This is a genomic window from Leifsonella bigeumensis, from assembly GCF_039537265.1.
GTDB lineage: Bacteria > Actinomycetota > Actinomycetes > Actinomycetales > Microbacteriaceae > Terrimesophilobacter > Terrimesophilobacter bigeumensis.
Genome location: NZ_BAABAE010000001.1, coordinates 371,801 through 395,219, shown reverse-complemented (window position 1 = coordinate 395,219; position 23,419 = coordinate 371,801). Strand labels below are relative to the sequence as shown.

The window sequence follows — 23,419 nt, the reverse complement described above, 5'->3', positions numbered from 1 at the left end:
TCTCCTTCATTTGGGACAAGCGATCAGTGGAACTGGGCGGTCTCGGTGGAGCCGACGAGGGCGAGCGTCTGGCTGCCGGGGTTGAGCACCGTCGCCACGCGGTCGAAGTAGCCGGTTCCGACCTCGCGCTGGTGGCGGGTGGCGGTGTAGCCGTTCGCCTCGGAGGCGAACTCGGCCTCCTGCAGTTCGACGTAGGCGCTCATCTGGCGGTCCTGGTAGCCGCGCGCGAGCTCGAACATCGAGTGGTTGAGCGCGTGGAATCCGGCGAGGGTGATGAACTGGAACGCGTAGCCCATGGCGGCGAGCTCGCGCTGGAATCGCGCGATCGTGTCATCGTCGAGGTGGTTCTTCCAGTTGAAGGACGGCGAGCAGTTGTAGGCGAGCTTCTTGCCGGGGAACTCGCGGTGGATGCTCTCGGCGAAGGTGCGCGCGAGTTCGAGGTCCGGCTCGGACGACTCGACCCATAGCAGGTCGGCGTACGGAGCATAGGCATGCCCGCGCGCCAGCACGGTGTCGATGCCGGGGGCGGTCTGATAGAAACCCTCCGCCGTGCGCTCGCCGTCGATGAACGGGCGATCCCGCTCGTCGATGTCGCTCGTGATGAGGGTCGCGGCGAGCGCGTCGGTCCGTGCGATGACGATCGTCGGCACCCCGGCGACATCGGCCGCGAGCCTCGCAGCATTGAGGGTGCGGATGTGCTGGCCGGTCGGGACGAGCACCTTGCCCCCCATGTGCCCGCACTTCTTCTCGGATGCCAGCTGGTCCTCCCAGTGCACACCCGCCGCTCCCGCCTCGATCATCGAGTGCATGAGCTCGTAGGCGTTGAGGGGTCCGCCGAAGCCGGCCTCGGCATCCGCGACGATGGGGGCGAGCCAGTCGATTCCGGACCCCTCGACCTGGCTCGCGCGCAGGAGCGCGTTGTTGATGCGGCGCACGACCGCCGGGACCGAGTTGGCCGGATACAGGCTCTGGTCGGGGTAGGTCTGGCCGGCCAGGTTCGCGTCGGCGGCGACCTGCCAGCCGGACAGGTAGATGGCCTTCAGCCCCGCCCGAACCTGCTGCACCGCCTGGTTGCCGGTGAGGGCGCCGAGCGCGCGCACCCAGTCGTCGTCCTCGTTGATGAGCCGCCACAGGTTCTCGGCGCCGCGTCGGGCGAGCGTGCGCTCCTCGCGCACCGAGCCGCGCAGTTCGATGACGTCCTCGGCCGAGTAGTCGCGGGCGATGCCGCTCCACCGCGCGTTCGTCTTCCACTCGGTCTCGAGCTGCGCTGCCGTCTGGGTCTGGTCACCTGGCCTGGGTCCGGTGGCCGGGGTCTGGGTGCTCATGATGTCTCCTCGGTGTGTGCTGGTGGAACCCACTCTCTGGCAACATCGACCCGTCTTCGCTGGAAATAAGTGCAGAAGTTTTGCGGTTCTTCTATTCCGTAGAAGAACCAGTTCTGCGAAGCTGGGCGGATGACTCCCCAGCGCCCGCCCGTCGACCACGATGAGGAGATGCTCGACGCACTCACCATCGGCAAGCGCATCCGGAGCCTGCGCACGCAGCGCGGTATGACGCTCGACGACCTCGGCGCCGCGATCGGTCGTGCGGCGTCCCAGGTGAGCGTGCTCGAGAACGGCAAGCGCGAGCCCAAGGTGAGCGACCTGCAGACCGTCGCGAAGGCGCTCTCCGTGCCGCTCGCCGAGCTCCTGAGCGCCGAGGCGCCCTCACCGCGAGCCGCGCGGGAGATCGCGCTCGAGCGCGCCCAGTCCGGACCGCTGTTCTCCTCGCTCGGGCTCGCGCCGGTGCCGGTGCGCAAGAGCCTGGGCGACGAGGCGATCGAGGTCATCCTCGGGCTGCACGCCGAACTCGAGCGCCTGCACCGGGAGCGCGCGGCGACCCCCGAGGATGCCCGTCGCGCGAACACCGAACTGCGCAGGCAGATGCGCCGGCAGAACAACTACTTTCCAGAGCTCGAGGCGGAGGCGCGCAGGCTGCTGGCCGCGGTCGGGCACGCCGGCGGTCCGCTCTCCCAGCGCACCGCATCCGACCTCGCCGCCCACCTCGGCTTCACGCTGCACTACGTCCCTGACCTCCCCGACTCGACGAGGTCGGTGAGCGACCTCGCCCACCACCGCATCTACCTGCCGGTGAGCCGCGGAGGGGACCCGCGCGGCGCACTGCTGCGCGCGCTCGCCGGCCAGGTGCTCGGCGCGAAGGAGCCCACCGACTACGACCAGTTCCTGCTGCAGCGGGTCGAGACGAACTATCTCGCGGCCGCCCTCATGATCCCCGAGGATGACGCGGTCCCCTTCCTCCTCCAGGCGCGCGACCGCCGTGAGCTCTCGGTCGAGGACCTCCGGGACGCCTACGCCGTCACCTACGAGACGGCCGGCCACCGCTTCACGAACCTCGCCACCCAGCACCTCGGCATCCCGGTGCACTTTCTCAAGACGCACGAGACCGGCACGATCCTGAAGGCCTACGAGAACGACGATGCGCAGTTCCCGACCGATGTGCTCGGTGCGGTCGAGGGGCAGCTCGTCTGCCGGCAGTGGTCCGCGCGGCAGGTGTTCGACATCGCCGACCGGTTCAGTCCGTACAACCAGTACACCGACAAGCCGAACGGCACCTACTGGTGCTCCTCGAGCATCCAGTCGACGTCGCGGGGAGACTACTCGGTGAGCGTCGGCACCCCGTTCGCCCACGTCAAGTGGTTTCGAGGGCGGGACACGACGCACCGCAGGACATCCGGATGCCCGGACCCCGCCTGCTGTCGCCGCCCGCCGCAGGGCCTCGCCGATCGCTGGACGGGGCGCACCTTCCCGAGCCCCCGCCTGCAGTCCTCACTGCTCGCGGCGGTGCCCTCCGAGTCGTTCACCGGGGTCGACCGCACCGAGGTCTACGCATTCCTCGAGCAGCACGCCCCGTCGGGCGAGTAGGCGTACCTGCCACTTCCGGCCGCTCAGTCCCATTCACTCGGCGCGGGCGACTTCGTGGAGGGCAGGGCGCCATCCGTTCCCCAGGTCAGGAGCCACTCCGGCACCTGCAGCCAGTCGGGCAGTTCGCCGAGCAGTCCTACGAGTTCGTCCATGGGCACGTGACCGCCGGCATCCTTCAGGAACCGCCCGCGCACGAAGAGGCGGGCATAGATCTCCCCGCCCACCACGAAGCGCTGCTCAAGATAGACATTGCGCTCGTCGACACCGAGGAAGCGGCTCTCCACCTCGAAGCGCTGCCAGGGCCTCAGTGATCTGCGGTAGCTGATCGTCGAACTCGCGACGACCGGGTACCAGCCGCGGCGGCGCAGCTCCTTCCAGAGCCCGGATGATCGCAGCAGGTCGAAGCGGCCGATGTCGGAGATCGAGAGGTACCGGCCGTTGTTCATGTGCCGGTTGACGTCGAGATCGGTCGGCAGCACCCGGAACCGGGTGGTCACGACCTCGTACGGCCCGCGGACCGTGCGGATCGGGGAGAGGAAGTGCAGGAGAGTACGCCACAGCAGGTTCACCTCGGCAGCCTACCCGTGACCGATCGGACGTTGACCGCGACATTCTGTATTGGTACGTTGCGACGGATACCAGACCGTCCAACGCGATCAGAAGTGGAGGCGCCCTCGCCATGATGCTCTCCGTCGACCCGCGCTCGTCGGTGCCACCGTTCGAGCAGCTGCGTGTGCAGTTCCGAGACCTCGTGGCACGTGGCGACCTCGTCACCGGCGCCCGGTTGCCCACCGTGCGGCGTCTCGCCGAAGACCTCGGTCTCGCGCCCAACACCGTGGCCCGCACCTATCGCGAACTCGAATCCGACGGCATCATCGAGACCAGAGGTCGCAACGGTTCCTTCGTGTCGAGCCACGGGGACCCCGCCGAACGGCAGGCGCAGGAGGCCGCCGCCGACTTCGCCCAGCGCATCCGCAAGCTCGGCATCGGCACGGAGGAGGCCGTCGCCCTCGTGACCGCCGCGCTGCGCGGCCAGCCCGCTCGCTAGGCTTGCGCCATGAGCGATCGCGCCGACGTCGAGTGCTGGCTGACCGACATGGACGGCGTTCTCGTGCACGAGAACATTCCCCTCCCCGGCTCCGCCGAACTCATCCGCCAGTGGCGTGACCGGGGCACGCCCTTCCTCGTGCTCACCAACAACTCCACCTACACGCCTCGCGACCTCAGCGCGCGGCTGCGGGCGAGCGGGCTCGAGGTGCCCGAGGAGTCGATCTGGACCTCGGCGCTCGCCACCGCCGACTTCCTGAGCAAGCAGAAGCCCGGCGGCACGGCCTTCGTGATCGGCGAGTCGGGCATCACGACCGCCCTGCATGAGGCCGGGTTCGTCATGACCGAGACCGCACCGGATTTCGTCGTGGTCGGCGAAACGCGCAGCTACTCCTTCGAGGCGATCACGCGCGCCATCCGCCTCATCAACGCCGGGTCGCGGTTCATCATCACCAACCCGGATGTCACCGGCCCGTCGGCGGACGGCCCACTTCCCGCGACGGGTGCTGTCGCCGCACTCATCAGCCAGGCGACCGGCAAGGAGCCCTACGTGGTCGGCAAGCCGAACCCGATGATGTTCCGCTCGGCGATGAATCGTATCGGCGCGCACTCCGAGAACACCGGCATGATCGGCGACCGCATGGACACGGATGTCGTCGCCGGCATCGAGGCGGGTCTGCACACGATCCTCGTGCTCACCGGCATCAGCGACCGGGCCGAGATCGAGCGCTACCCGTTCCGGCCGGACGAGGTCCTGGACGGGGTGCACGAACTTCTCGAGCCGACCGACGGCTGAGGGCCACGGGACGGGGTCTGCGGCCCGGGTCTAGGGGGTCGGGGTCTCGCTCGGCTCCGGGGCGACCTGCGGCATGGCGATGCTGCCGGTGATCGGGCCGCCCGACGCACGCGACAGGAAGCAGGAGTAGTCGCGGTCGCCCTCGACCCAGTCGTCCGCCGTCGCAGCGAAGCTCGCCTCGAACTGGATGTCGGTGTACGCCCTGGCCGCCGCGTAGTCGATCACCTCTGGAGCCGTGCAGAGGAGATTGACCTGCGACTGCAGCGCCTCGACACCCGGGTAAGGGGTCACGAAGCCGTCATCGGGACCGAAGGTCCCGCGGGTAGCAAGCTGTGCCGGATGCGGTCCCGCGCAGTCGACGACCGTGTACTCCTCCGCCCACGGGCCCTCATACGGGTCGAGACATTCGCCACCGAGCAGCTCGTCCCAGTCGTAGACGCCGGGATCGACGGGCCCGAGGGGCGCGGCGGTCGGAGTTGGCGTCGGTGTGGTGCTCGGCGTCACGACGATGGCAGGAGCCGGTCCGAGCAGGTCGGGCAGCCTGGTTCCGAGAAGGAACAGGGCGAGGAGTGCAAGGGCGGCTACGAGCGACCCGGCGATCCAGAGAAGCACCTTCTGGGCTCGGGAGATTCCCGCCGGGTTGGGCTGGGCCGCCTCTCCCGCCTGGGTGGCCGTCAGTCCGCGGGGATCGAACGGGCGGGCGGCAAAGGGGTTCTGGCTCGGGCCGGGCTCCACCTCGTAGTCCCGGAACTTTGACTCGCCGAACAGGTCGTCGAGCGCGGAGGCGCCCCCCGCCGCGCCGAAGAGTTCGGTCGGATCGGCGGGAACGTCGGGCTCCGGCGGAAGCCCCGCGAGTTCGCCTGCAACCGGCGGAGTGGGGGGCGGTTCCGGCGGGGGCTGCTGGCTCGCGCCGGATGCCGACGGCCAGGCGCCGGGGGGCGGGGCCGCAGGGGCCTGGTCCGTCAGGGGCGGCGGGAACACCGGTGGCAGCTCGAGGGAGACCGGAGGGGTGGGCTGGGCCGGTTCCACCAAAGGTGGCGGCTTAGGTGACGGCGACACGGGCGGCACAGTGGGCGGCGGCTCGGTGGGCACGGTGAGTGGCGGCTCAGCCGACGGCGGCTCAGGCGGCGGCACGGCATCCGGGGTCTTCGGCGGGAAGTTCGCGGCGAGCCAGGCGTCGAGCGCCTCGTCATCGCTCGCGCCGCCCCGGCTGTCGCGGTCGTCGGTCATGGCGTGAGCCCGAGGTCGTCGAGGCCGATCGCGGCGAGGTATCGGTAGCCGGCCCCCTCGATGGCCTCACGCGCGCCGGTGTCGCGGTCGACGACGACGGCGACGGCGGCGATCTCGGCACCCGCGCGCTCGAGGGCGGCGATCGCCGAGAGCGGTGACCCGCCCGTGGTGGAGGTGTCCTCGACGACGACGACTCGCTTGCCCGCGACATCCGGACCCTCGACCTGGCGACCTCGCCCGTGGTCCTTCGGCTCCTTGCGCACGACGAAGGCGTCGTAGCTGCGATCGCGGCCGACGCTGCGGTGCAGGATGGCGGCGGCGATCGGATCCGCGCCCATCGTCATCCCGCCGACGGCCGCGACATCCGGCACGTCGGCGATGAGGTCGAGCATGACGTCGCCGATGAGCGGCGCGACACGATGGTCGAGACTCACTTTGCGCAGGTCGACGTAGAACGTCGCCTTCGCACCGCTCGTGAGCGTGAAGTCGCCGTGGAACACCGCGTCGGAGGCGATGTGGTCGATGAGCTGGCGGCGGGCGTCGGTCACGCAGACAACTTTATGTCATCCGTCCCGTCCCAAATGAAGGCATGTCCGCGCTGCGGATGGGCCCTGCCCTTCCAGCGACGTGCAGCTCGTCAGAAATGCCTTCATTTGGGACAAGCGGTAGCGTTCAGGTATGCGCGTGGCGACCTGGAATGTGAACTCGATCCGTGCGCGGTCCGGCCGCGTCGTCGACTGGCTCGTGCGCGAAGACGTGGACGTCCTCGCCATGCAGGAGATCAAATGCAAGCCGGAGCAGTTCCCCCTCGAAGCGTTCGAAGACGCCGGCTACGAGGTCGTCGCGCACGGCCTGAACCAGTGGAACGGCGTCGCCTTCGCGAGCCGCCTGCCCATGACGGATGTCGACCTGAGCTTCCCCGCCCAGCCCGGCTTCCTCAAGGGCGCGGAAGGCCCCGACCTTCCCCTCGAGGCGCGGGCGATCGGCGTCACGATCGACGGCATCCGCCTGTGGAGCCTCTACGTGCCGAACGGCCGCGCGCTCGACGATCCGCACTACGCCTACAAGCTCGACTGGCTGGCCCGGCTGAACGAGGAGACGAGCAGCTGGCTGGCGCGGCATCCGGATGCGCCGCTCGCCCTCATGGGCGACTGGAATGTGGCCCCCACCGACGCCGACATGGGCGACCCGAGCTTCGTGCCCGGCCTCTCCACGCACATCTCGCCGCCCGAACGCGCGGCCTTCGCCGCCTTCCTCGACACCGGCCTGACGGACGTCGTGCGCCCGATCGTCCCCGAGGGCTACACCTTCTGGGACTACAAGCAGCTGCGTTTCCCTCGCAACGAGGGGATGCGCATCGACTTCATCCTCGGTTCGGGCGCCTTCGCCGACCTCGTGACGGATGCGCGCATCCACCGGGATGAGCGCAAGGGCGATGCGCCGAGCGACCATGTTCCGGTCAGCGTCGACCTCGAGCTCGAGGGCGGCGACGATCTCGACAGACCGATGATCTTCTGAGCAACACGTGAGCCCCGACCTAGGATTGCAGGGATGACAGACACCAGTCCTTCGAGCCGTGCGATCCACGCGAGCCTGGACGCCGGAATCGCCACGAGCAAGGTCGTGACGACCGTGTTCGAGGAGGTCCTCGAGGCCATCCACGAGGGCCGGCTGCTCCCCGGCGAGCGCATCAGCGACACGGCGCTCGCCGCCGAGTTCAAGGTCTCGCGCACTCCGGTGCGCGAGGCGCTCCAGCGGCTGCGCGAGATCGGCGTCGTCGAAGCCTCGGCGAGCCGCTTCACCCGGGTCGCCGTCGTGAGCCCGCGCGAGACCGCCGAGGCCATGGTCGTCTGGGCCGCACTGTATGGCGCACTCCTCGACGAGGTCGTCCCGACCGCCGGGGAGGATGTCCGCGACGCGATGGCCCGCGACCACGAGGACTTCCGGGGTGCAGTGACCGCCTTCGACATGCAGGCCATCGCCACGACGAACTTCTCCTTCTTCAGCCGACTGGTCGCACTGTCGACCAACGAGTCGCTGCGCCGGGCGATCACCTCGGTCGTGCACATCGTGCGACTCGGCAGCCTGCACCTTCCCGACTACCTCGACTTCCAGGCCCTCGACGGGGCGCAGGCGACCCTCATCACCGCCGTCGGGGCGAACGACGCGACCCTCGCGCACAAGGCGATTGCGGACATCCGCGCCATCCGCATCCCCGTAGAGCCGGCGTAGCCGACGGCGCGAAGGCGCCCCGCGTTACCCCCTGTTTCTCCGCGTGTCCCCCCGTTTCGGGGCGCCGTGACAGGCGTCACCCGACCTCACTAGGTTCGAACCCGTCCCCCTCCCGCCACCCGGACGAGACCCTGAGGCAGGCATGTCGATCCTCGAGCCCACCGCGCAGCACAACACGACGTTCGGCGTGACCTTCACCGCCGTCGCGCGCAGCTTCGGCGACCGCAGTGTGCTCCGCGACGTCTCGCTCACGATCGAGCCCGGCGAGGTGGTCGCCATCATCGGCACGAGCGGATGCGGCAAGTCCACACTGCTTCGGATCGTCGCCGGGCTCGACCGGGCGACATCCGGGCGGGTCACGATCGATGGCTCGACGGTCGACGGGATCGACCCGCGGTGCGCGGTCGGTTTCCAGGAGCCGAGGCTCCTGCCCTGGCGGACCATCGCCGCCAATGTCGAACTCGGGGCACGCCCGGGGGCGAGCAGATCCGACACTACAGAGCGGGTCGGCCGCCTCCTCGAACTGGTCGGCCTCGACGAGTTCGCGGACCACCGGCCGCGCGAGATCTCCGGTGGCATGGCCCAGCGCGCGTCCCTCGCCCGGGCGCTCGCGCGGAACCCGGGCGTACTGCTGCTCGACGAGCCCTTCGGTGCGCTCGACGCCCTCACCCGGCTCCGGATGCAGGACCTCCTGCTCGACATCCACACGGCCGCCCCGACGACGGTGCTGCTCGTCACTCACGACGTCGACGAGGCCCTGCAGCTCGCGGATCGCATCGTGCTGCTCGGCCGGGAAGAGGGTCGCGACGACGACCAGGCCGGTGCGACCATCCTCGAAGTCGTCACGGTTCCGGGAGCCCGGCCGCGGGACCGAGGCTCCGCCGAACTCGCCGAGCTCAGGGCACGGCTGCTCGCGGGCCTCGGAATCGACCGCCACGAGAGCCGCCGTGAACTCGAGTCACGAGCCCGCTTCCCCGTCTACGCGCTGTGAGCGCGTCCCCGACCGCACCAGCCCAACACCGCAACAACCAGGAGTAACCATGAAGCACAGAACGAGAACCATCGCCGCGGTCGTCGCCACGGCATCCGCCACCGCCCTGCTGCTCAGCGGATGCCTCGCCGGCGAGAGCGCGGCCCCCGACTCCGACGGCGACGGCGTGACGACCGGAGGCACCCTGAACATCGACTTCGCGACCTACAACCCGCTGAGCCTCATCATCAAGGACCAGCACTGGCTCGAGGATGCCCTCGCCGACCAGGACGTGACCGTCAACTGGCTGCAGTCGGCCGGCTCCAACAAGGCCAACGAAGCGTTGCGGGCCGGGGCGATCGACGTCGGGTCGACGGCGGGAAGCGCCGCATTGCTGGCCCGCGCGAACGGCTCGGCGATCCAGGTCATCGACCTGTACTCGCAGCCCGAGTGGTCGGCGATCGTCGTCGCGCCAGGGTCGAACATCACCTCGGTCGCCGAGCTCAAGGGCAAGCAGATCGCGGCGACCAAGGGTACCGACCCGTACTTCTTCCTGCTTCAGGCGCTCGAGGCGAACGGCCTCACGGCCGACGACGTCACGATCCAGAACCTCCAGCACGCCGACGGCTGGGCCGCACTGCAGAACGGCTCGGTCGACGCCTGGAGTGGTCTCGACCCGATCATGGCCGGGGCGGAGGTCGCCGGCGCATCCCTCATCTACCGGAACGTCGACTTCAACAGCTACGGCTTCCTGAACGCGACGGAGTCCTTCCTCACCTCGAGGCCCGACCTCGCCCAGGCGGTCGTGAACGCCTATGAGCACGCTCGAGTGTGGGCGCAGGAGCACCCGGAGGAGACCGCGAGGATCCTTGCGGAGGTCGCGAGCCTCGATCCGGTCGTCGCGAAGAAGGTCATCGACGAGCGCACGAACCTCGACGTCGACCCGGTCCCCGGTGCCAAGCAGCTCGCCGTGCTGAAGGTCATCGGCCCGATCTTCGTCGCCTCGGGGGATGTCGCGAGCCAGCAGCAGGTGGATGACGCCCTCGCCTCGCTCGTCAATGACACGTTCATCCTCAAAGCCGACCCGGCCGCGATCGGCTGACGATGGCCACAGCGCTCGAGTTCGTGCTCGCGCCGACGCGCGCCTGGTCCACCCGCGTGGGGTGGACCGGGCGCCGCTGGGCCATGGTGGCCGGCGGTCTGCTGCTGCCGGTGGCGATCCTCGTCCTGTGGCAGGTCCTGTCGACCTCGGGCGCCTGGACGATCGCGCAGCTTCCGACGCCGGCGATGGTCGTGCAGGCCGGGATCGACCTCGCCGCCCGTGGACAGCTCGGCCTCTACATCGGGATCTCGACGCAGCGCGTGCTCATCGGGTTCGCGATCGGGGCAGGGCTCGGCATCCTGCTCGGCGCCGTCGTCGGGCTCTCCCGGGCCTGGGACATCCTGCTCGGCGCGACGCTCGGGGCGATCAGGGCGGTGCCGTCGCTCGCCTGGGTTCCGCTGCTCATCCTCTGGATGAAGATCGGCGAGGAGTCGAAGATCACCCTCGTGGCGATCGGCGCCTTCTTCCCGGTCTACACGACCGTGTCCTCGGCGCTGCGCCACGTCGACCGGCAGCTCGTCGAGGCCGGGCGGGCTTTCGGGCTGAGCGGCGTGAAGCTCTTCACCACCGTGCAGTTGCCCGCGGTGCTCCCCTCGGTCATCTCCGGGTTGCGGCTAGCCCTCGCGCAGGCCTGGCTCTTCCTGGTCGCCGCCGAACTCATCGCCGCGTCCATGGGCCTCGGCTGGCTGCTCATCGACTCGTCGAACAACGGCCGCACCGACCGACTGTTCCTCGCGATCCTGCTGCTCGCTCTCGTCGGCAAGACGACGGATGCCCTCATCGGCCTGTTCGAGCGGTGGGCGAACCGGCGGTGGGCGTGACGCTGGTCATGCGAGGCCTCGTCGCGTAGCGTGAAGGGATGCCGCACCTGGACGTGGACGGGGCGTCGCTCTACTACGAGACCGACGGGCAGATCTCCTCGCCCGCCGTGCTCCTCATCCACGCCGGCATCGCCTCCCTGCGGATGTGGGATCCGCAGGTGGCCGCCCTCGCAGCCGGGCACTTCGTCATCCGCTTCGATACGCGCGGCTACGGGCAGACCGAGACCGAGGACGTACCGTTCTCCAACCGCGCTGACGCCCTCGACCTGCTCGATCACCTCGGTGTCGCCCGGACGACCGTGATCGGATGCTCGCGCGGCGGCTCGATCGCGATCGACCTCGCGGTCGCGCATCCGGATCGCGTCGCCGGTCTCGTCACGATCGGTTCCGGCCCGAGCGGGTTCCCGGAGGTCGAGCTCACCGAGCGCGAGGACGAGCTCTTCGACGAGCTCGACCGGCTGTACGAGGCGCAGGACTGGGAAGCGGTCGCGCGTCGCGAGGTCGAGCTGTGGGACTTCGGCCCGAACCGCTCCGCGGCCGCCCTGGACCCCTCCTTCGTGGCGACCGCCTATGAGTTGAACGCCGTGAACGCGCGCCATGCCGCCGAGAACCCCACCCCGATCCCGCTCGAGCCCCCGGCCTACGACCGCGTCGTCGACATCGCCGTGCCCGCGCTCGTGATGGTCGGTGACCACGACCTCTCTCCGACTCTCGCCCAATACGAATACCTCGTCTCGACGATCCCCGCCGCCGACGGATGCCGGTTCCCCGACTCCGCGCACATCCCGAGCGTCGAGCAGTCCGCCGAGTTCGAACGCGTGCTGCTCGAGTGGCTCGGCGAACACAATCTCTGAATCGACCCGCCTTCCACGCAGCTTTCCGCAGGATCTCACAACCAAACGCCACGATCCGCCGGATACCCTTGGATAGCAGCAATATCCGCGCTCACGACGACGGGAGGTCGAACCATGTCACAGCTCATCCACGAGAAGTCCATCATTGGCGAACCCGAGGTCGTCGAGCGCCGCCCTGAGCCTGTCGAAGGGGACGTCCGCAACGTCACCGAGAACCCTTCGTGGCTCGCCCTCAAGGCGGCGGCCACGGACATCCGCCCGCTCCAGGCGCAGGACGGCAGCGTCCCGAAGAAGGCCGACCACGCCAGGGCGCAGAAGCTCGTCGCCGCGATCGATCAGGCCATCGGCGAGCTCGCACCACTGTTCCCGCACGACGAGGAATACCTCACGGCCCTCGTCGCCGATTTCGAGCGCTGGGCGAAGGGGGGCTTCGGGGTTCCCGACTTCTACGATTCGCTCGTGGCGTTCCACCCCGAGCAGCACCGGATCGATGGGCTCCGGCACCTCGTGGTGTTCCCGATGTACACGCAGAACGGCAGCAGCGATCGTCTCGTGGAGGCGGTGCTCATCGAGGTCGTCTGGCCAGAGTTCGTCGCCGCGCTCGAGGCGGGGGAGTACTCGAACAAGCTCTTCGTCCCGATCCAGTTCCTCGACTTCACCGCCGGCTACGACACGAACGCCGCCGTGCTCTTCCCCGAGACCGTTGCCGTCCGCGAAACGCCGAAATTCACCTGGGGTGCGATCTTCGCCGACCGCGAGGCTGCACGCTTCCGCCGGGTCGTCACGGCGGCATCCGAGATCACCGGGCTGCAGTTGCCGGATGACGCCCTCGAGCTGCTCGGGGACCAGCGGCTCGCCGAGGAGACCTTCGTCATGTGGGACCTCATCCACGACCGCACCCACATGCGCGGCGACCTGCCGTTCGACCCGTTCATGATCAAGCAGCGGATGCCGTACTTCCTCTACTCGCTCGAGGAGCTGCGCTGCGACCTCACAGCCTTCCGCGAGTCGGTGAAGCTGGTAAGGGCTGACGACACGGATGCCGTGACGCGCAAGCACGCCCAGCTCGTGCAGTACACGGTCATCTTCGACCGCATCTTCCGGTTCGCCCTGACCGGCAGCCGGGTGCGCAACTACGACGGGCTGGGCGGCCAGCTGCTGTTCGCCTGGATGCACCAGCACCACGTGCTGCACTGGACCGACACGACGCTCAGCATCGACTGGGACGAGGTTCCGGATGTCGTCAACGCGCTCGGCGAGGCGATCGGCGACCTGTACTGGCGTTCGATCGACCGTCCGAAGGTCGCGCACTGGCTCGCCGCGTACGACCTCGTCTCGGGGACGCTCGCACCGCATCCGGCGTCGAAGTGGGCGACGCGCGACCTGCCGCTCGACGGACTGCCCAAGGACCTGACGAACGCGGTGCTGGACGACGAGTTCCCGCTCTCGATGTTCTACGAGGCGCTCTCGCGCAAGATGACCGCGGTCATCGAGTCGACGGCGGGCATCACCGGCGCCTCCGACTGAGCCACGGCCTACCGTTTGTGCGCGATTCTGGTCGGAAAGGACTGATCCTTTCCGACACATATTGCGCACAAACGGCTGGCGAGGGAGTGGCTTAGGGTAGTCGGGTGCTTCAGGTAGACAACATCAACCGCTCGTTCGGCTCCAAGCGGGTACTCACCGACGTGTCGTTCACGGTGGGCGGTGGCCGGATGACCGGCTTCGTCGGCGCGAACGGTGCGGGCAAGACCACGACGATGCGCATCATCCTCGGGGTGCTCTCCGCCGACTCAGGGCGCGTCTCCCTCGATGGAGCCGACCTCGGTGACACCGATCGGCGGCGCTTCGGCTACATGCCGGAGGAGCGCGGGCTGTACCCGAAGATGAAGGTCGCCGAGCAGATCGTCTACCTCGCCCGCCTGCACGGGCTCACGCCGGCCGCAGCGCAGCGGAACACGACGCAATTGCTCGAGAGACTCGGTCTCGAGGAGCGAGCGGACACGACGGTCGAGAGCCTCTCGCTCGGCAACCAGCAGCGCGCACAGATCGCCGCCGCTCTCGTGCACGACCCGGAGATCCTCGTGCTCGACGAGCCGTTCTCCGGTCTCGACCCGATCGCCGTCGAGACCGTGCAGGGGGTGCTCAAGGACCGTGCGGCCAGCGGTGCACCCGTGCTCTTCTCCTCACACCAGCTCGACATCGTCGAGCGCCTGTGCGACGACCTCGTCGTCATCGCCGATGGCGCCGTTCGGGCCTCCGGATCCCGCGAGAAGCTGCGCGCGGAATTCGGGGAGTCCCAATACGAACTCGTCGTGACGGGCCCGGCCGAGTGGGTGCGTGACGAGGGCGTCGAGACCATCAGCATCGACGGCGGGCATGCGGTGTTCCGGGCCGACAGTCCGGATGCCGCCCAGGTCGTGCTGCGTGCTGCACTCGACAGGGGCCGCGTGCTGCGGTTCGCCCCGCAGGAACCGTCGCTCGCCCAGATCTTCCGGGAGGTCATCCAGTGACCACCTTCCAGAACCCCGGATTCGCGGCGAGCTCCTGGCTCGTCGCCGAGCGTGAGATCCGGATGAAGCTGCGCAGCAAGGCGTTCCTCATCTCGACCGGCATCCTCATGCTCGCCGTGCTCGGGTCGATCCTCGCCAGTGGGCTCTTCGGCACCGCCAACTCGAAGATGCACGTCGCCGCGACCGGCGCAGCCGTCGCGGTCGCCGAGCAGCTCCCGAACCTGAGGGTCACGACGGTGGACTCCGTCGAGGCCGCCAGGGAACTCGTGCGGGACGGCACGGTCGAGGCCGCGCTCGTTCCCGCGGAGGATGCGCCGACCGGCGTCCAGATCCTCGCGCTCGACTCGGCGCCGCAATCCCTCGTCGTTGCGCTGAGCACCCCACCGACCGTCGAACTGCTCGATCCGGACGCGCTCAATCCGCTGCTCGCCTACCTCGCGGCGATCGCCTTCGGCATCGTGTTCTTCATGTCGGCCATGACCTTCGGGACGACGATCGCGCAGAGCGTCGTCGAGGAGAAGCAGACCCGCATCGTCGAGATCCTCCTGTCGACGATCTCGGTGCGGGCGCTCATGGCCGGCAAGGTCCTCGGCAACAGTCTGCTCGCCTTCGCACAGATCGCTGCGATCGCGGCCCTCGCCGCCATCGGCCTGACCGTCACGGGTCAAGCCGAACTGCTCGCGAGCTTCGGGCCGTCCATCGCCTGGTTCGTGGTGTTCTTCGTGTTCGGATTCATCATGATCGCCGCGCTCTACGCGGCGACCGCATCCCTCGTCTCCCGGCAGGAGGATGTCGGAAGCGCGACCTCGCCGGTCATGATCCTCGTGATGCTGCCCTACATCCTCGTGATCGCGTTCAACGACAACCCCGTCGTGCTCGCGATCATGTCCTACGTGCCGTTCTCGGCGCCGGTCGGGATGCCGATGCGCGTCTTCCTCGGCGATGCAGCGTGGTGGGAGCCCCTGCTCTCGCTCGCCATCCTGCTGGCGACGACCGCGGTCGTCATCGTGATCGGAGCCCGCATCTACTCGAACGCACTCCTGCGCACGGGCGCCCGCGTGAAACTCTCCGAGGCACTCGCCCGCTGACGCTCGGTGCGAGAATGGGTCGGTGACTCGACTTCATGATCCCCAGCTCCGTGGCTTCGCGAGCGACAACTACGCCGGCGCCCACCCCGAGGTCCTCGCGGCGATCGCCGAGGCCAACGAAGGCCACCAGGTCTCCTACGGCGAGGATGTCTACACCGAGCGTCTGCACGAGCGCATCCGCGAGATCTTCGGCGCACAGGCAGAGGTGTTCCCGGTCTTCAACGGCACGGGGGCGAATGTCACCGCGCTGACCGCGATGCTGCCGCGCTGGGGCGCGGTCGTCTCCTCGAAGACGGCGCACATCCACTCCGACGAGGGAGGGGCGCCGGAGCGCGTGAGCGGGCTCAAGCTGCTCACGGTCGAGACCCCCGACGGCAAACTCACCCCAGGGCTCATCGATCAGGAGGCCTGGGGCTGGGGCGACGAGCACCGCGCCCAGCCGCTTGCGGTGAGCGTCACGCAGACGACGGAGCTCGGCACCCTCTACTCGATCGACGAGCTGAAGGCGATCACCGCGCACGCCCACGCGAAGGGCATGACCGTGCACATGGACGGCGCCCGCATCGCGAACGCCGCCGCCGCACTCGGCACGGGACTGCGCGAGTTCACGACGGACGCCGGCATCGATGTGCTGAGCTTCGGGGGCACGAAGAACGGCATGCTCTACGGCGAAGCGATCGTCGTCCTGAACCCGGATGCCGCCGACGGCCTCCTCTTCCTCCGCAAGTTCAACATGCAACTGGCCTCCAAGATGCGTTTCGTCTCCGCCCAGTTCCTCGCCCTCCTCGAGGGCAACCTGTGGTTGCGCTCGGCGAGCCACGCCAACGCGATGGCCGCGCACCTGCGGCGCTCGCTCGAGGATCGCATCGCCGACGGCTCGATCGCGGGGCTCTCCTTCTCCCAGGCCACCGAGTCGAACGCGGTATTCGCCGTGCTGCCTCCGGGAGTCGCCGACCGGCTGCGGAAGGTCTTCCGCTTCTACGACTGGAGCCAGGCGACCGGCGAGGTGCGCTGGATGTGCTCCTTCGACACCACGGAGGCCGACATCGACGCCTTCGTCACCGCCATCGTGCGGGAGCTCACGCCCTGACCCAAGCGGCGAGACAGCCCGCAACCACGGGAATGTTACGTCACAACCAGACACACGGCGTCACGTCGATCGCGTGCGGTTTCCGGCTTCTCTACTCTGCGTAGAAGAAACCTGAAGGAGAAGCCATGACGCTCATCGACACCAGCATCCCGACCACCAACGTCGAGTCGATTCCAGAATTGGCCGACCACTGGAAAAAACTCGACCTGCGGAAGATCCTCCGGCGACCGGCGGCCTTCCTCTCGGTGAGTCAATCGAACTCCCTCTACAAGCCGGGGGGCGTACAGTATGGCGAACGTCACGACCTCCGTGGAAGCCTCGAGGCGACCGTGCGCTCCGTCGAGGCGGCTCGCCACCGTGACAACTTCGTGTCCTTCAACTGGATCGGCTACTCCGTCTTCCGGCAGGGTTACCCGCAGTCCGCCTTCGACACGGTGCAGTACGACTCCTGGACGGGCGCCCTCGATGCCACCCCGGAGCAGATCGCGTGGGACAACGAACTCGTCGGCGAGTTGCGCGAACTCGTGCGCCCCGGCGACAACGAGCTCTTCGAGAAGGCGCTGCAGACCGCTTTCGTGGGCACTGATCTACCCCTGGAACTCGCCCGCAAGAAGGTCGAGGTCGTCGTCATCACCGGCATCCACCTCGACTGGTGCGTTGAAGGCAACGCACGAGCGGCCCGCGACAACGGCCTGCTACCGATCATCATCGGCGATGCGACGGGTTGCCACCACGCGGAGTCGGAGCCGGCAGCCTTCGACCGGATCAACAAGTTCTTCGCTCCGGTGATCTCCTCGGAGACGTTCCTCGACCTTCTCACCGACTGACGCGGGAGCATCCCATGGGAAACATCGGACTACTCTTCGTCGGAATCGTCCTGCTCGTCAACGGACTCAATTCCCTGGGCATCGTGCCCGCGCGCAGCGCGGCCATCCTGAACCTGTTCGTGGGCACGATGCAGGTCGTCCTGCCCACGATCATCCTCATCCAGAACAGCACGGATGCCGCGGTGATCAACAGCACCTGGCCGACCTACCTCTTCGGGATCACCTACCTGTACTTCGGGCTGAACATCCTGTTGAAGCTGGAGCCGGAGGGCTTCGGCTGGTTCAGCGCGTTCGTGGCCGCGATCGCGTTCTATCACAGCATCATCAGCATCGGTCCCGACCCGATCTTCGCGGTCGTCTGGTTGACCTGGGCGATCATGTGGTCGCTGTTCTTCCTGCTGCTGGCGCTGGGACTCTCCGGTCTGACGCGGTTCACCGCCTGGTTCCTGATCATCCTGGGCATACCGAGTTGCACGGTGACGGCACTGTTCCTCTTCAAAGGGGTGTGGAGTACAAGCCCGGCAGCCGGGCTCCTGGCTCTCACCGCCCTGGCGGGCGCATCCGTGCTGGCCTGGTTGCTGGCCCGATCGAACCTGGCCCGCACGCTCGAACCCCAACCCCACCAGCCGGCCTCGGCACAGCAGCCCGTGACCGCCTGATACCGGCGCCACCCTGCGGAAGTGGTGGAGGTGACATCACCTCCACTGATTGCTTCTAGGCTGACCCTCATGAGATTCGGAATGTTCGTACCGCAGGGCTGGCGTCACGACCTCGTCGGCATCGACCCGGCCGACCAGTGGACGGCGATGAGCGGCCTGGCCGCACACGCCGACAGCGGGCAGTGGGAATCGATCTGGGTGTACGACCACTTCCACACCGTGCCGGTTCCGAGCGAGGAGGCGACGCACGAGGCATGGTCGCTCATGTCCGCTTTCGGCGCGACGACGAAGCGCATCCGGCTCGGCCAGATGTGCACCTGCATGAGCTATCGCAACCCCGTCTACCTCGCGAAAGTCGCCGCCACGGTCGACGCGATCTCCGGCGGACGGGTCGAGATGGGCATCGGCGCCGGCTGGTACGAGCAGGAGTGGCGCGCCTACGGCTACGGCTTCCCCCGCGCAGGCGAGCGCCTCGCCCGGCTCGATGAGGGCGTGCAGATCATGCGACAGGCCTGGAAGACCGGATCCGCAACCCTCGACGGCGTCCACTATCAGGTCGACAACGCGATCGTGCGACCGCTCCCGCTGCAGGAAGGCGGCATCCCGATCTGGATCGCCGGCGGCGGCGAGAAGGTCACGCTGCGCATCGCGGCGAAGTATGCCGACTACACGAACTTCGCCGGCGGCAACCCAACGGTCTTCGCCGAGAAGAGCGAACTGCTGCGGACCCACTGCGCCGAGGTCGGAACCGACTTCGAGGGCATCGTGCGCTCAACGAACCTCTTCACGGTCGTCGCCGACACCGAGGCCGAGGTGAAGGACCGTCTCGACGCGATCGAGGCACGCCTCGTGCCGGCGCTCGGCGCTGAGCGCGCCGCGGCGTTCGCCCGCGACTACCGCAACTCACCGGGCGCCGGAACCGCCGAGCAGGTCGCGGAGCGCCTCGCGGGCCTGCGAGACCTCGGAGTCGGCTACGCCATCCACAACTTCCCCGAGGCCGCCTACGACCGCTCGGGGATCGAACTGTTCGAGCGCGAGGTCATCCCCGCGCTCGCTTAGGGCAGTCGCGCGGCGATCGCGTCCCCGATCGCGGGGCCGAGGGTGAGGGCGAAGGTTCGCGTCAGGTGATCCTGGTCGCGGTACACGTTGGCCCCTCCGACAACGCTGAAGCACACCGTGTCGTCGCAATAGCTGTCCGTGAAGTCGAGCACGGTCGCACCCGCCATGGCACCGGCGAGGGCGAGAGGGTCGGTCTGTGCGAGCACGTCCGCGCGGAGTTCCGTGCAGGCATCCGGTGCTGCGTTCCGGAGACACTTGTTCGGGTCCTCTACGAAGTCGGGATTGTCGACGATCGTGACGATCGCCGCACCGGCGGCCTGCTTCCACGCCTCGAGGAAGCCATCGCGCAGCACCTCATCGTGGTCGGCGGCGCTGACCGTGTACGGCGTGTGCGCGAGCGCCGCGGTGAACACCACGTCGTAGGGCGCGACCGCCGAGAGTTCGTCGGCGAGGTTGGCGCGCCAGTCGACGCAGGATGCCGTGAACGCCGGGCTCGGCCCGCTCACCGGTGCCGTGGTCCACGGGCAGGCGCCCTTGAGGTAGGTCGTGAGCGACCAGCCGCGCTCATCGGCGAGCGCGATGAGGGTCTCGATGTACTGGTAGGCGTGGCTGTCGCCGATGAGGGCGATACGCGGAGCATCCGGGGATTCCGAGCCGAAGTGGCAGGCTTTCACCGCCGACTCGTTGAGCTGGACGAAGCACTCGACGTGACCAGGGGAGTCCGCGTTGCCGAAGCCGGGACTCGGGATGATCGCGCCGGCGAGTTCCGGGTTCTCGCAGTCGGGACCGGCGAGCGCACCGAAGCAGTCGGGCAGGTCGGCGCGGATCTGCTGCAGCTCGGCGGCCTCCGCCTCGTAACGCGGGTTGTTGACGACCCACGCGGCACCGACGAAGAGACTCGACACCGCCATGAGCCCGATCACACCGAGGTACGTGATGCGAGGACGTCGCAGGGTGAAGAACTTCCAGGTGCGGACCGGATCCTCGATGAACTTCTTGGTGAGCCAGGCCAGCAGGAAGCAGATCGCGATGAGAGCCACCCGGTTCCAGCCGGAGAGGCCCCAGCCCGGGATGTAGGGGGCGACGATGATGAGCGGCCAGTGCCACAGGTAGAGCGAGTACGAGATGTCACCGACGAAGCGCTGCGGCGGCCCGCCCAGCACGCTTCCGACATCCCACCAGTGCTTCGCACGGTCGGTCGTGATGACCATGGCCGTCCCGATCACCGGAAGGAGTGCGGTGTAACCGGGGAAGGGGGTGTCGCGATCGAAGAACCATGCCGCGGCGAGAATCATCGCGAGCCCCGCGTAGCCGATCAGGTTGGGCCACCACGCGCCCGTCGGGCGCAGCCTCGGAAGCAATGCCAGGATGGCCCCGGCCCCGAACTCCCAGAACCTCGTCCACGTCACGAAGTACGCCTCAGCCGGATTGGTGGCGGTGTAGAACGCGGATGCTGCCAGCGAGACGACGCTCACGACGACGACGATCCCCACCATCGGCAGCCAGCGCCGCGCGGCGAAGAACTTCACACCGAGCCAGGTCGCACCGAGCAGTAGCAACGGCCAGACGATATAGAACTGTTCCTCGAGCGAGAGCGACCAGTAGTGCTGCACGGTCGTGGCGTCATGCGAGGCGAGGTAGTCGACCGAGCTCAGGGCGAGCTGCCAGTTCTCGAAGTAGAACGTGCTCGCAAGGATCTCCTTCGCCTCGGAGACGAGGCTCGAGAGGGGCAGCAGGAAGAGCACGGCGAGCGCGCAGAACACGAGCACCGTGATGGCGGCGGGGAGCAGGCGACGTGCGCGCTTCGCCCAGAAGCTCGGGAGGGCGATCCGGCCGGTGCGGTCGAGCTCGCGGGCGAGCTGCCCGGTGATGAGGAAGCCCGAGATGACGAAGAAGATGTCGACGCCGATGTAGCCGCCGGAGAGGCGTCCGGGCCAGACGTGGTAGAGCACGACCAGCATCACGGCGATGGCACGAAGGCCCTGCACGTGGGGAAGGAAGTGGCTCGCCTTCGTGGGGCGCTGTCGAAGGCGGGGCTCAGTCATCGCCGTTCAGGCTATCAAGTACTGCGCACCGAAAGTTCATCCTCCTCCGGATCGAGGTCGACGAGAACGGTGTCCCCGTCCCTGGTCGTACCGGCGAGCAGCGCCGTCGCCAGCCGGTCGTCGATCTCGTGTTGCATGAGCCTGCGCAACGGCCGGGCACCGTAGATCGGGTCGTAGCCCCGCTCGGCGAGCCAGGCCCGCGCGTTCGGCGTGACGGCCAGGTCGAGGCGACGGTCGGCGAGGCGACGCTGCAACCGGTCGACGTAGAGCTCGACGATCTGGCCGAGATCCTCCTCCGAGAGCGGCGAGAAGATGACGATGTCGTCGAGCCGGTTGACGAACTCCGGCTTGAACGCCTGGCGCACCATCGCGGTGACCGCCTCCTCCTTCTGCTCCCAGCTGAGGTCGGGGTCGACGAGGAACTGGCTGCCGAGGTTCGAGGTCAGGATGAGGATCACGTTACGGAAGTCGACCGTGCGCCCCTGGCCATCGGTGAGCCTGCCGTCGTCGAGCACCTGCAGAAGCACGTCGAAGACATCCGGATGCGCCTTCTCCACCTCGTCCATGAGCACGACCGAGTATGGACGCCGCCGCACCGCCTCGGTGAGCTGGCCGCCCTGCTCGAACCCGATGTACCCGGGAGGGGCACCGAGCAACCGGGCGACGGAATGCCGCTCGCCGTACTCGCTCATGTCGATCCGGATCATCGCCTTCTCGTCGTCGAACAGGAACTCGGCGAGCGCCTTGGCGAGCTCGGTCTTGCCCACACCCGTCGGGCCGAGGAACAGGAACGAGCCGGTCGGGCGCGAGGGGTCGGCGATGCCGGCACGGCTGCGACGGACAGCATCCGCCACAGCCTTTACGGCGGGCCTCTGGCCGACGAGCCGCCTCGCGAGCTCGGATTCGAGGTGCAGGAGCTTCTCGGTCTCACCCTGCAGCAGACGTCCGACCGGGATGCCGGTCCACGCCGAGATGACGGCGGCGATGTCCTCCGCGGTCACCTGGTCGTTGACCATGAGCGGGGTCTCGGCCTCCGACTTCTCGGCATCCGCGACCTCGCGCTCGATGACCGGGATCTCGCCGTAGAGCAGCCGGGAGGCCAGCTCGAGGTCGCCCTCGCGCTGCGCGCGGTCGGCCTGCATACGGAGGCTGTCGAGCTTCTCCTTGAGCTCGCCGACCCGGTTGAGGGATGCCCGCTCCTTCTCCCAGCGCTCCTGCAGTTCGGCGAGATGGGCGCTCTTGTCCTTGAGGTCGTCGCGCAGTTTCTGCAGCCGCGCCTTGCTCGCTTCGTCCTTCTCCTTCTTGAGCGCCAGCTCCTCGAGCCTGAGCCGGTCGACGCCGCGCCGGAGCTCGTCGATCTCGACCGGGGCCGAGTCGATCTCCATGCGCAGGCGACTCGCCGCCTCGTCGATGAGGTCGATCGCCTTGTCGGGAAGCTGGCGACCCGAGATGTAGCGGTTGCTGAGCGCCGCCGCCGCGACGAGCGCGGTGTCGGCGATCGCGACCTTGTGGTGGGCCTCGTAGCGCTCCTTCAGCCCACGGAGGATCGCGATGGTGTCCTCGACACTCGGCTCGCCCACGTAGACCTGCTGGAACCGGCGCTCGAGCGCGGCATCCTTCTCGATGAACTCGCGGTATTCGTCGAGGGTCGTCGCCCCGATGAGGCGCAGCTCGCCGCGCGCGAGCATGGGCTTGAGCATATTCGCCGCAGCGACGGAGCCCTCGCCACCGCCCGCACCCATGAGGGTGTGCAGCTCGTCGACGAAGGTGATGATCTGGCCGTCGGCGTCGTTGATCTCCTTGAGCACGGCCTTAAGCCGCTCCTCGAACTCGCCGCGATACTTCGCGCCGGCGACGAGGGCCGCCAGGTCGAGGGAGACGAGACGCTTGTCCTTGAGCGAGTCGGCGACATCACCCGCGACGATCCGCTGGGCGAGCCCCTCGACGACCGCGGTCTTGCCCACGCCCGGCTCCCCGATGAGCACCGGGTTGTTCTTGGTGCGTCGTGTGAGCACCTGGCTCACCCTCCGGATCTCCGCATCGCGACCGATGACCGGGTCCAGCTTTCCGGTGCGGGCGATCGCGGTGAGATCCACCCCATACTGCTCGAGAGCGGTCTTCTGCTCCTCGTCGCTGGCCGGTGCGCCCTGCATGTTCGCCATCTT

Annotated in this window: 22 protein-coding genes; 16 read left to right on the top strand and 6 right to left on the bottom strand. The window is 68.2% G+C overall.

The annotated features are described in order from the left end of the window. Nucleotides 1–23 precede the first annotated feature (23 nt). The gene (gene aceA, locus ABD678_RS02155) at nucleotides 24–1,325 is read right to left on the bottom strand and encodes an isocitrate lyase (RefSeq protein ID WP_344753207.1); all 1,302 of its coding nucleotides are present in this window, start codon (nucleotides 1,323–1,325) and stop codon (nucleotides 24–26) included. Between the two features lie 129 nt (nucleotides 1,326–1,454). On the opposite strand from aceA, the gene ABD678_RS02150 reads away from it, so the two are divergent. Further along, a complete protein-coding gene (locus tag ABD678_RS02150; RefSeq protein WP_344753205.1) occupies nucleotides 1,455–2,921 on the top strand; it encodes a helix-turn-helix domain-containing protein in 1,467 nt (488 codons plus the stop codon). Nucleotides 2,922–2,944: 23 nt separating this feature from the next. Here ABD678_RS02150 and ABD678_RS02145 read toward each other — a convergent pair whose 3' ends face one another. Then, nucleotides 2,945–3,490 carry an acyl-CoA thioesterase gene (locus ABD678_RS02145; protein ID WP_344753204.1) on the bottom strand — a complete coding sequence of 182 codons (546 nt, stop codon included), beginning with the start codon at nucleotides 3,488–3,490 and terminating at the stop codon, nucleotides 2,945–2,947. 110 nt (nucleotides 3,491–3,600) lie between these two features. Between ABD678_RS02145 and ABD678_RS02140 the strand changes: the two genes are divergently transcribed. Continuing rightward, complete coding sequence (locus tag ABD678_RS02140) at nucleotides 3,601–3,969, top strand: GntR family transcriptional regulator (protein WP_425561931.1); 369 nt, start codon at nucleotides 3,601–3,603, stop codon at nucleotides 3,967–3,969. 9 nt (nucleotides 3,970–3,978) lie between these two features. Beyond that, on the top strand, nucleotides 3,979–4,764 hold the full coding sequence (locus tag ABD678_RS02135; RefSeq protein WP_344753201.1) for an HAD-IIA family hydrolase: 786 nt from the start codon (nucleotides 3,979–3,981) through the stop codon (nucleotides 4,762–4,764). Between the two features lie 30 nt (nucleotides 4,765–4,794). Here ABD678_RS02135 and ABD678_RS02130 read toward each other — a convergent pair whose 3' ends face one another. Then, a complete protein-coding gene (locus ABD678_RS02130; RefSeq protein WP_344753200.1) occupies nucleotides 4,795–5,994 on the bottom strand; it encodes a hypothetical protein in 1,200 nt (399 codons plus the stop codon). Then, entirely contained in the window at nucleotides 5,991–6,542 is a 552-nt protein-coding gene (gene pyrE / locus ABD678_RS02125) for an orotate phosphoribosyltransferase (RefSeq protein WP_344753198.1), read from the bottom strand. Before pyrE ends, ABD678_RS02130 begins: the two co-directional genes overlap by 4 nt. 130 nt (nucleotides 6,543–6,672) lie before the next feature. Here pyrE and ABD678_RS02120 point away from each other — a divergent pair, with 130 nt between their 5' ends. From ABD678_RS02120 to ABD678_RS02060, 13 genes are all read left to right on the top strand, one after another. Next, entirely contained in the window at nucleotides 6,673–7,512 is an 840-nt protein-coding gene (locus ABD678_RS02120; protein ID WP_344753196.1) for an exodeoxyribonuclease III, read from the top strand. 33 nt (nucleotides 7,513–7,545) lie between these two features. Beyond that, nucleotides 7,546–8,226 (top strand): GntR family transcriptional regulator, encoded by a 681-nt coding sequence (locus ABD678_RS02115; RefSeq protein WP_344753194.1) that lies wholly within the window; start codon nucleotides 7,546–7,548, stop codon nucleotides 8,224–8,226. 142 nt (nucleotides 8,227–8,368) lie between these two features. Continuing rightward, nucleotides 8,369–9,217, top strand: coding sequence for an ABC transporter ATP-binding protein (locus tag ABD678_RS02110; RefSeq protein WP_344753191.1), 849 nt, complete (start codon nucleotides 8,369–8,371; stop codon nucleotides 9,215–9,217). Nucleotides 9,218–9,266: 49 nt separating this feature from the next. Then, the gene (locus tag ABD678_RS02105; protein WP_344753189.1) at nucleotides 9,267–10,298 is read left to right on the top strand and encodes an aliphatic sulfonate ABC transporter substrate-binding protein; all 1,032 of its coding nucleotides are present in this window, start codon (nucleotides 9,267–9,269) and stop codon (nucleotides 10,296–10,298) included. Between the two features lie 2 nt (nucleotides 10,299–10,300). After that, nucleotides 10,301–11,119 carry an ABC transporter permease gene (locus ABD678_RS02100; protein ID WP_344753187.1) on the top strand — a complete coding sequence of 273 codons (819 nt, stop codon included), beginning with the start codon at nucleotides 10,301–10,303 and terminating at the stop codon, nucleotides 11,117–11,119. A gap of 38 nt (nucleotides 11,120–11,157) precedes the next feature. Next, nucleotides 11,158–11,973, top strand: coding sequence for an alpha/beta fold hydrolase (locus ABD678_RS02095; RefSeq protein ID WP_344753185.1), 816 nt, complete (start codon nucleotides 11,158–11,160; stop codon nucleotides 11,971–11,973). 114 nt (nucleotides 11,974–12,087) lie between these two features. Beyond that, nucleotides 12,088–13,500, top strand: coding sequence for a DUF6421 family protein (locus ABD678_RS02090; protein WP_344753183.1), 1,413 nt, complete (start codon nucleotides 12,088–12,090; stop codon nucleotides 13,498–13,500). A gap of 104 nt (nucleotides 13,501–13,604) precedes the next feature. Continuing rightward, nucleotides 13,605–14,486 (top strand): ABC transporter ATP-binding protein, encoded by an 882-nt coding sequence (locus ABD678_RS02085; RefSeq protein WP_344753181.1) that lies wholly within the window; start codon nucleotides 13,605–13,607, stop codon nucleotides 14,484–14,486. Continuing rightward, entirely contained in the window at nucleotides 14,483–15,574 is a 1,092-nt protein-coding gene (locus tag ABD678_RS02080; protein WP_344753179.1) for an ABC transporter permease, read from the top strand. Before ABD678_RS02085 ends, ABD678_RS02080 begins: the two co-directional genes overlap by 4 nt. Nucleotides 15,575–15,596: 22 nt before the next feature. Next, nucleotides 15,597–16,664 (top strand): threonine aldolase family protein, encoded by a 1,068-nt coding sequence (locus tag ABD678_RS02075; RefSeq protein ID WP_344753177.1) that lies wholly within the window; start codon nucleotides 15,597–15,599, stop codon nucleotides 16,662–16,664. A 125-nt stretch (nucleotides 16,665–16,789) separates the two neighbouring features. Beyond that, nucleotides 16,790–17,491: a cysteine hydrolase family protein gene (locus ABD678_RS02070; protein ID WP_344753175.1), complete on the top strand. Its 702-nt coding sequence runs from the start codon at nucleotides 16,790–16,792 to the stop codon at nucleotides 17,489–17,491. A gap of 14 nt (nucleotides 17,492–17,505) precedes the next feature. After that, on the top strand, nucleotides 17,506–18,150 hold the full coding sequence (locus ABD678_RS02065) for an AmiS/UreI family transporter (RefSeq protein WP_344753173.1): 645 nt from the start codon (nucleotides 17,506–17,508) through the stop codon (nucleotides 18,148–18,150). Between the two features lie 69 nt (nucleotides 18,151–18,219). Further along, the gene (locus ABD678_RS02060; protein WP_344753171.1) at nucleotides 18,220–19,209 is read left to right on the top strand and encodes an LLM class F420-dependent oxidoreductase; all 990 of its coding nucleotides are present in this window, start codon (nucleotides 18,220–18,222) and stop codon (nucleotides 19,207–19,209) included. Here the strand turns inward: ABD678_RS02060 and ABD678_RS02055 are convergent. Continuing rightward, complete coding sequence (locus ABD678_RS02055; protein ID WP_344753169.1) at nucleotides 19,206–21,254, bottom strand: acyltransferase family protein; 2,049 nt, start codon at nucleotides 21,252–21,254, stop codon at nucleotides 19,206–19,208. The two genes, ABD678_RS02060 and ABD678_RS02055, sit on opposite strands and share 4 nt — an antisense overlap. A gap of 14 nt (nucleotides 21,255–21,268) precedes the next feature. Next, nucleotides 21,269–23,416: an ATP-dependent Clp protease ATP-binding subunit gene (locus tag ABD678_RS02050; protein ID WP_344753167.1), complete on the bottom strand. Its 2,148-nt coding sequence runs from the start codon at nucleotides 23,414–23,416 to the stop codon at nucleotides 21,269–21,271. Nucleotides 23,417–23,419: the final 3 nt, after the last annotated feature.

Bases quoted from the DNA above. Each gene is read 5' to 3' on its own strand.
- ABD678_RS02105 (WP_344753189.1), top strand. From the start codon at position 9,267: ATGAAGCACAGAACGAGAACCATCGCCGCGGTCGTCGCCACGGCATCC.
- ABD678_RS02095 (WP_344753185.1), top strand. From the start codon at position 11,158: ATGCCGCACCTGGACGTGGACGGGGCGTCGCTCTACTACGAGACCGAC.
- ABD678_RS02130 (WP_344753200.1), bottom strand. From the start codon at position 5,994: ATGACCGACGACCGCGACAGCCGGGGCGGCGCGAGCGATGACGAGGCG.
- ABD678_RS02150 (WP_344753205.1), top strand. From the start codon at position 1,455: ATGACTCCCCAGCGCCCGCCCGTCGACCACGATGAGGAGATGCTCGAC.
- ABD678_RS02060 (WP_344753171.1), top strand. From the start codon at position 18,220: ATGAGATTCGGAATGTTCGTACCGCAGGGCTGGCGTCACGACCTCGTC.
- ABD678_RS02115 (WP_344753194.1), top strand. From the start codon at position 7,546: ATGACAGACACCAGTCCTTCGAGCCGTGCGATCCACGCGAGCCTGGAC.
- ABD678_RS02070 (WP_344753175.1), top strand. From the start codon at position 16,790: ATGACGCTCATCGACACCAGCATCCCGACCACCAACGTCGAGTCGATT.
- ABD678_RS02055 (WP_344753169.1), bottom strand. From the start codon at position 21,254: ATGACTGAGCCCCGCCTTCGACAGCGCCCCACGAAGGCGAGCCACTTC.
- ABD678_RS02135 (WP_344753201.1), top strand. From the start codon at position 3,979: ATGAGCGATCGCGCCGACGTCGAGTGCTGGCTGACCGACATGGACGGC.
- ABD678_RS02140 (WP_425561931.1), top strand. From the start codon at position 3,601: ATGATGCTCTCCGTCGACCCGCGCTCGTCGGTGCCACCGTTCGAGCAG.
- aceA (WP_344753207.1), bottom strand. From the start codon at position 1,325: ATGAGCACCCAGACCCCGGCCACCGGACCCAGGCCAGGTGACCAGACC.
- ABD678_RS02090 (WP_344753183.1), top strand. From the start codon at position 12,088: ATGTCACAGCTCATCCACGAGAAGTCCATCATTGGCGAACCCGAGGTC.
- ABD678_RS02110 (WP_344753191.1), top strand. From the start codon at position 8,369: ATGTCGATCCTCGAGCCCACCGCGCAGCACAACACGACGTTCGGCGTG.
- ABD678_RS02065 (WP_344753173.1), top strand. From the start codon at position 17,506: ATGGGAAACATCGGACTACTCTTCGTCGGAATCGTCCTGCTCGTCAAC.
- ABD678_RS02100 (WP_344753187.1), top strand. From the start codon at position 10,301: ATGGCCACAGCGCTCGAGTTCGTGCTCGCGCCGACGCGCGCCTGGTCC.
- ABD678_RS02050 (WP_344753167.1), bottom strand. From the start codon at position 23,416: ATGGCGAACATGCAGGGCGCACCGGCCAGCGACGAGGAGCAGAAGACC.
- ABD678_RS02120 (WP_344753196.1), top strand. From the start codon at position 6,673: ATGCGCGTGGCGACCTGGAATGTGAACTCGATCCGTGCGCGGTCCGGC.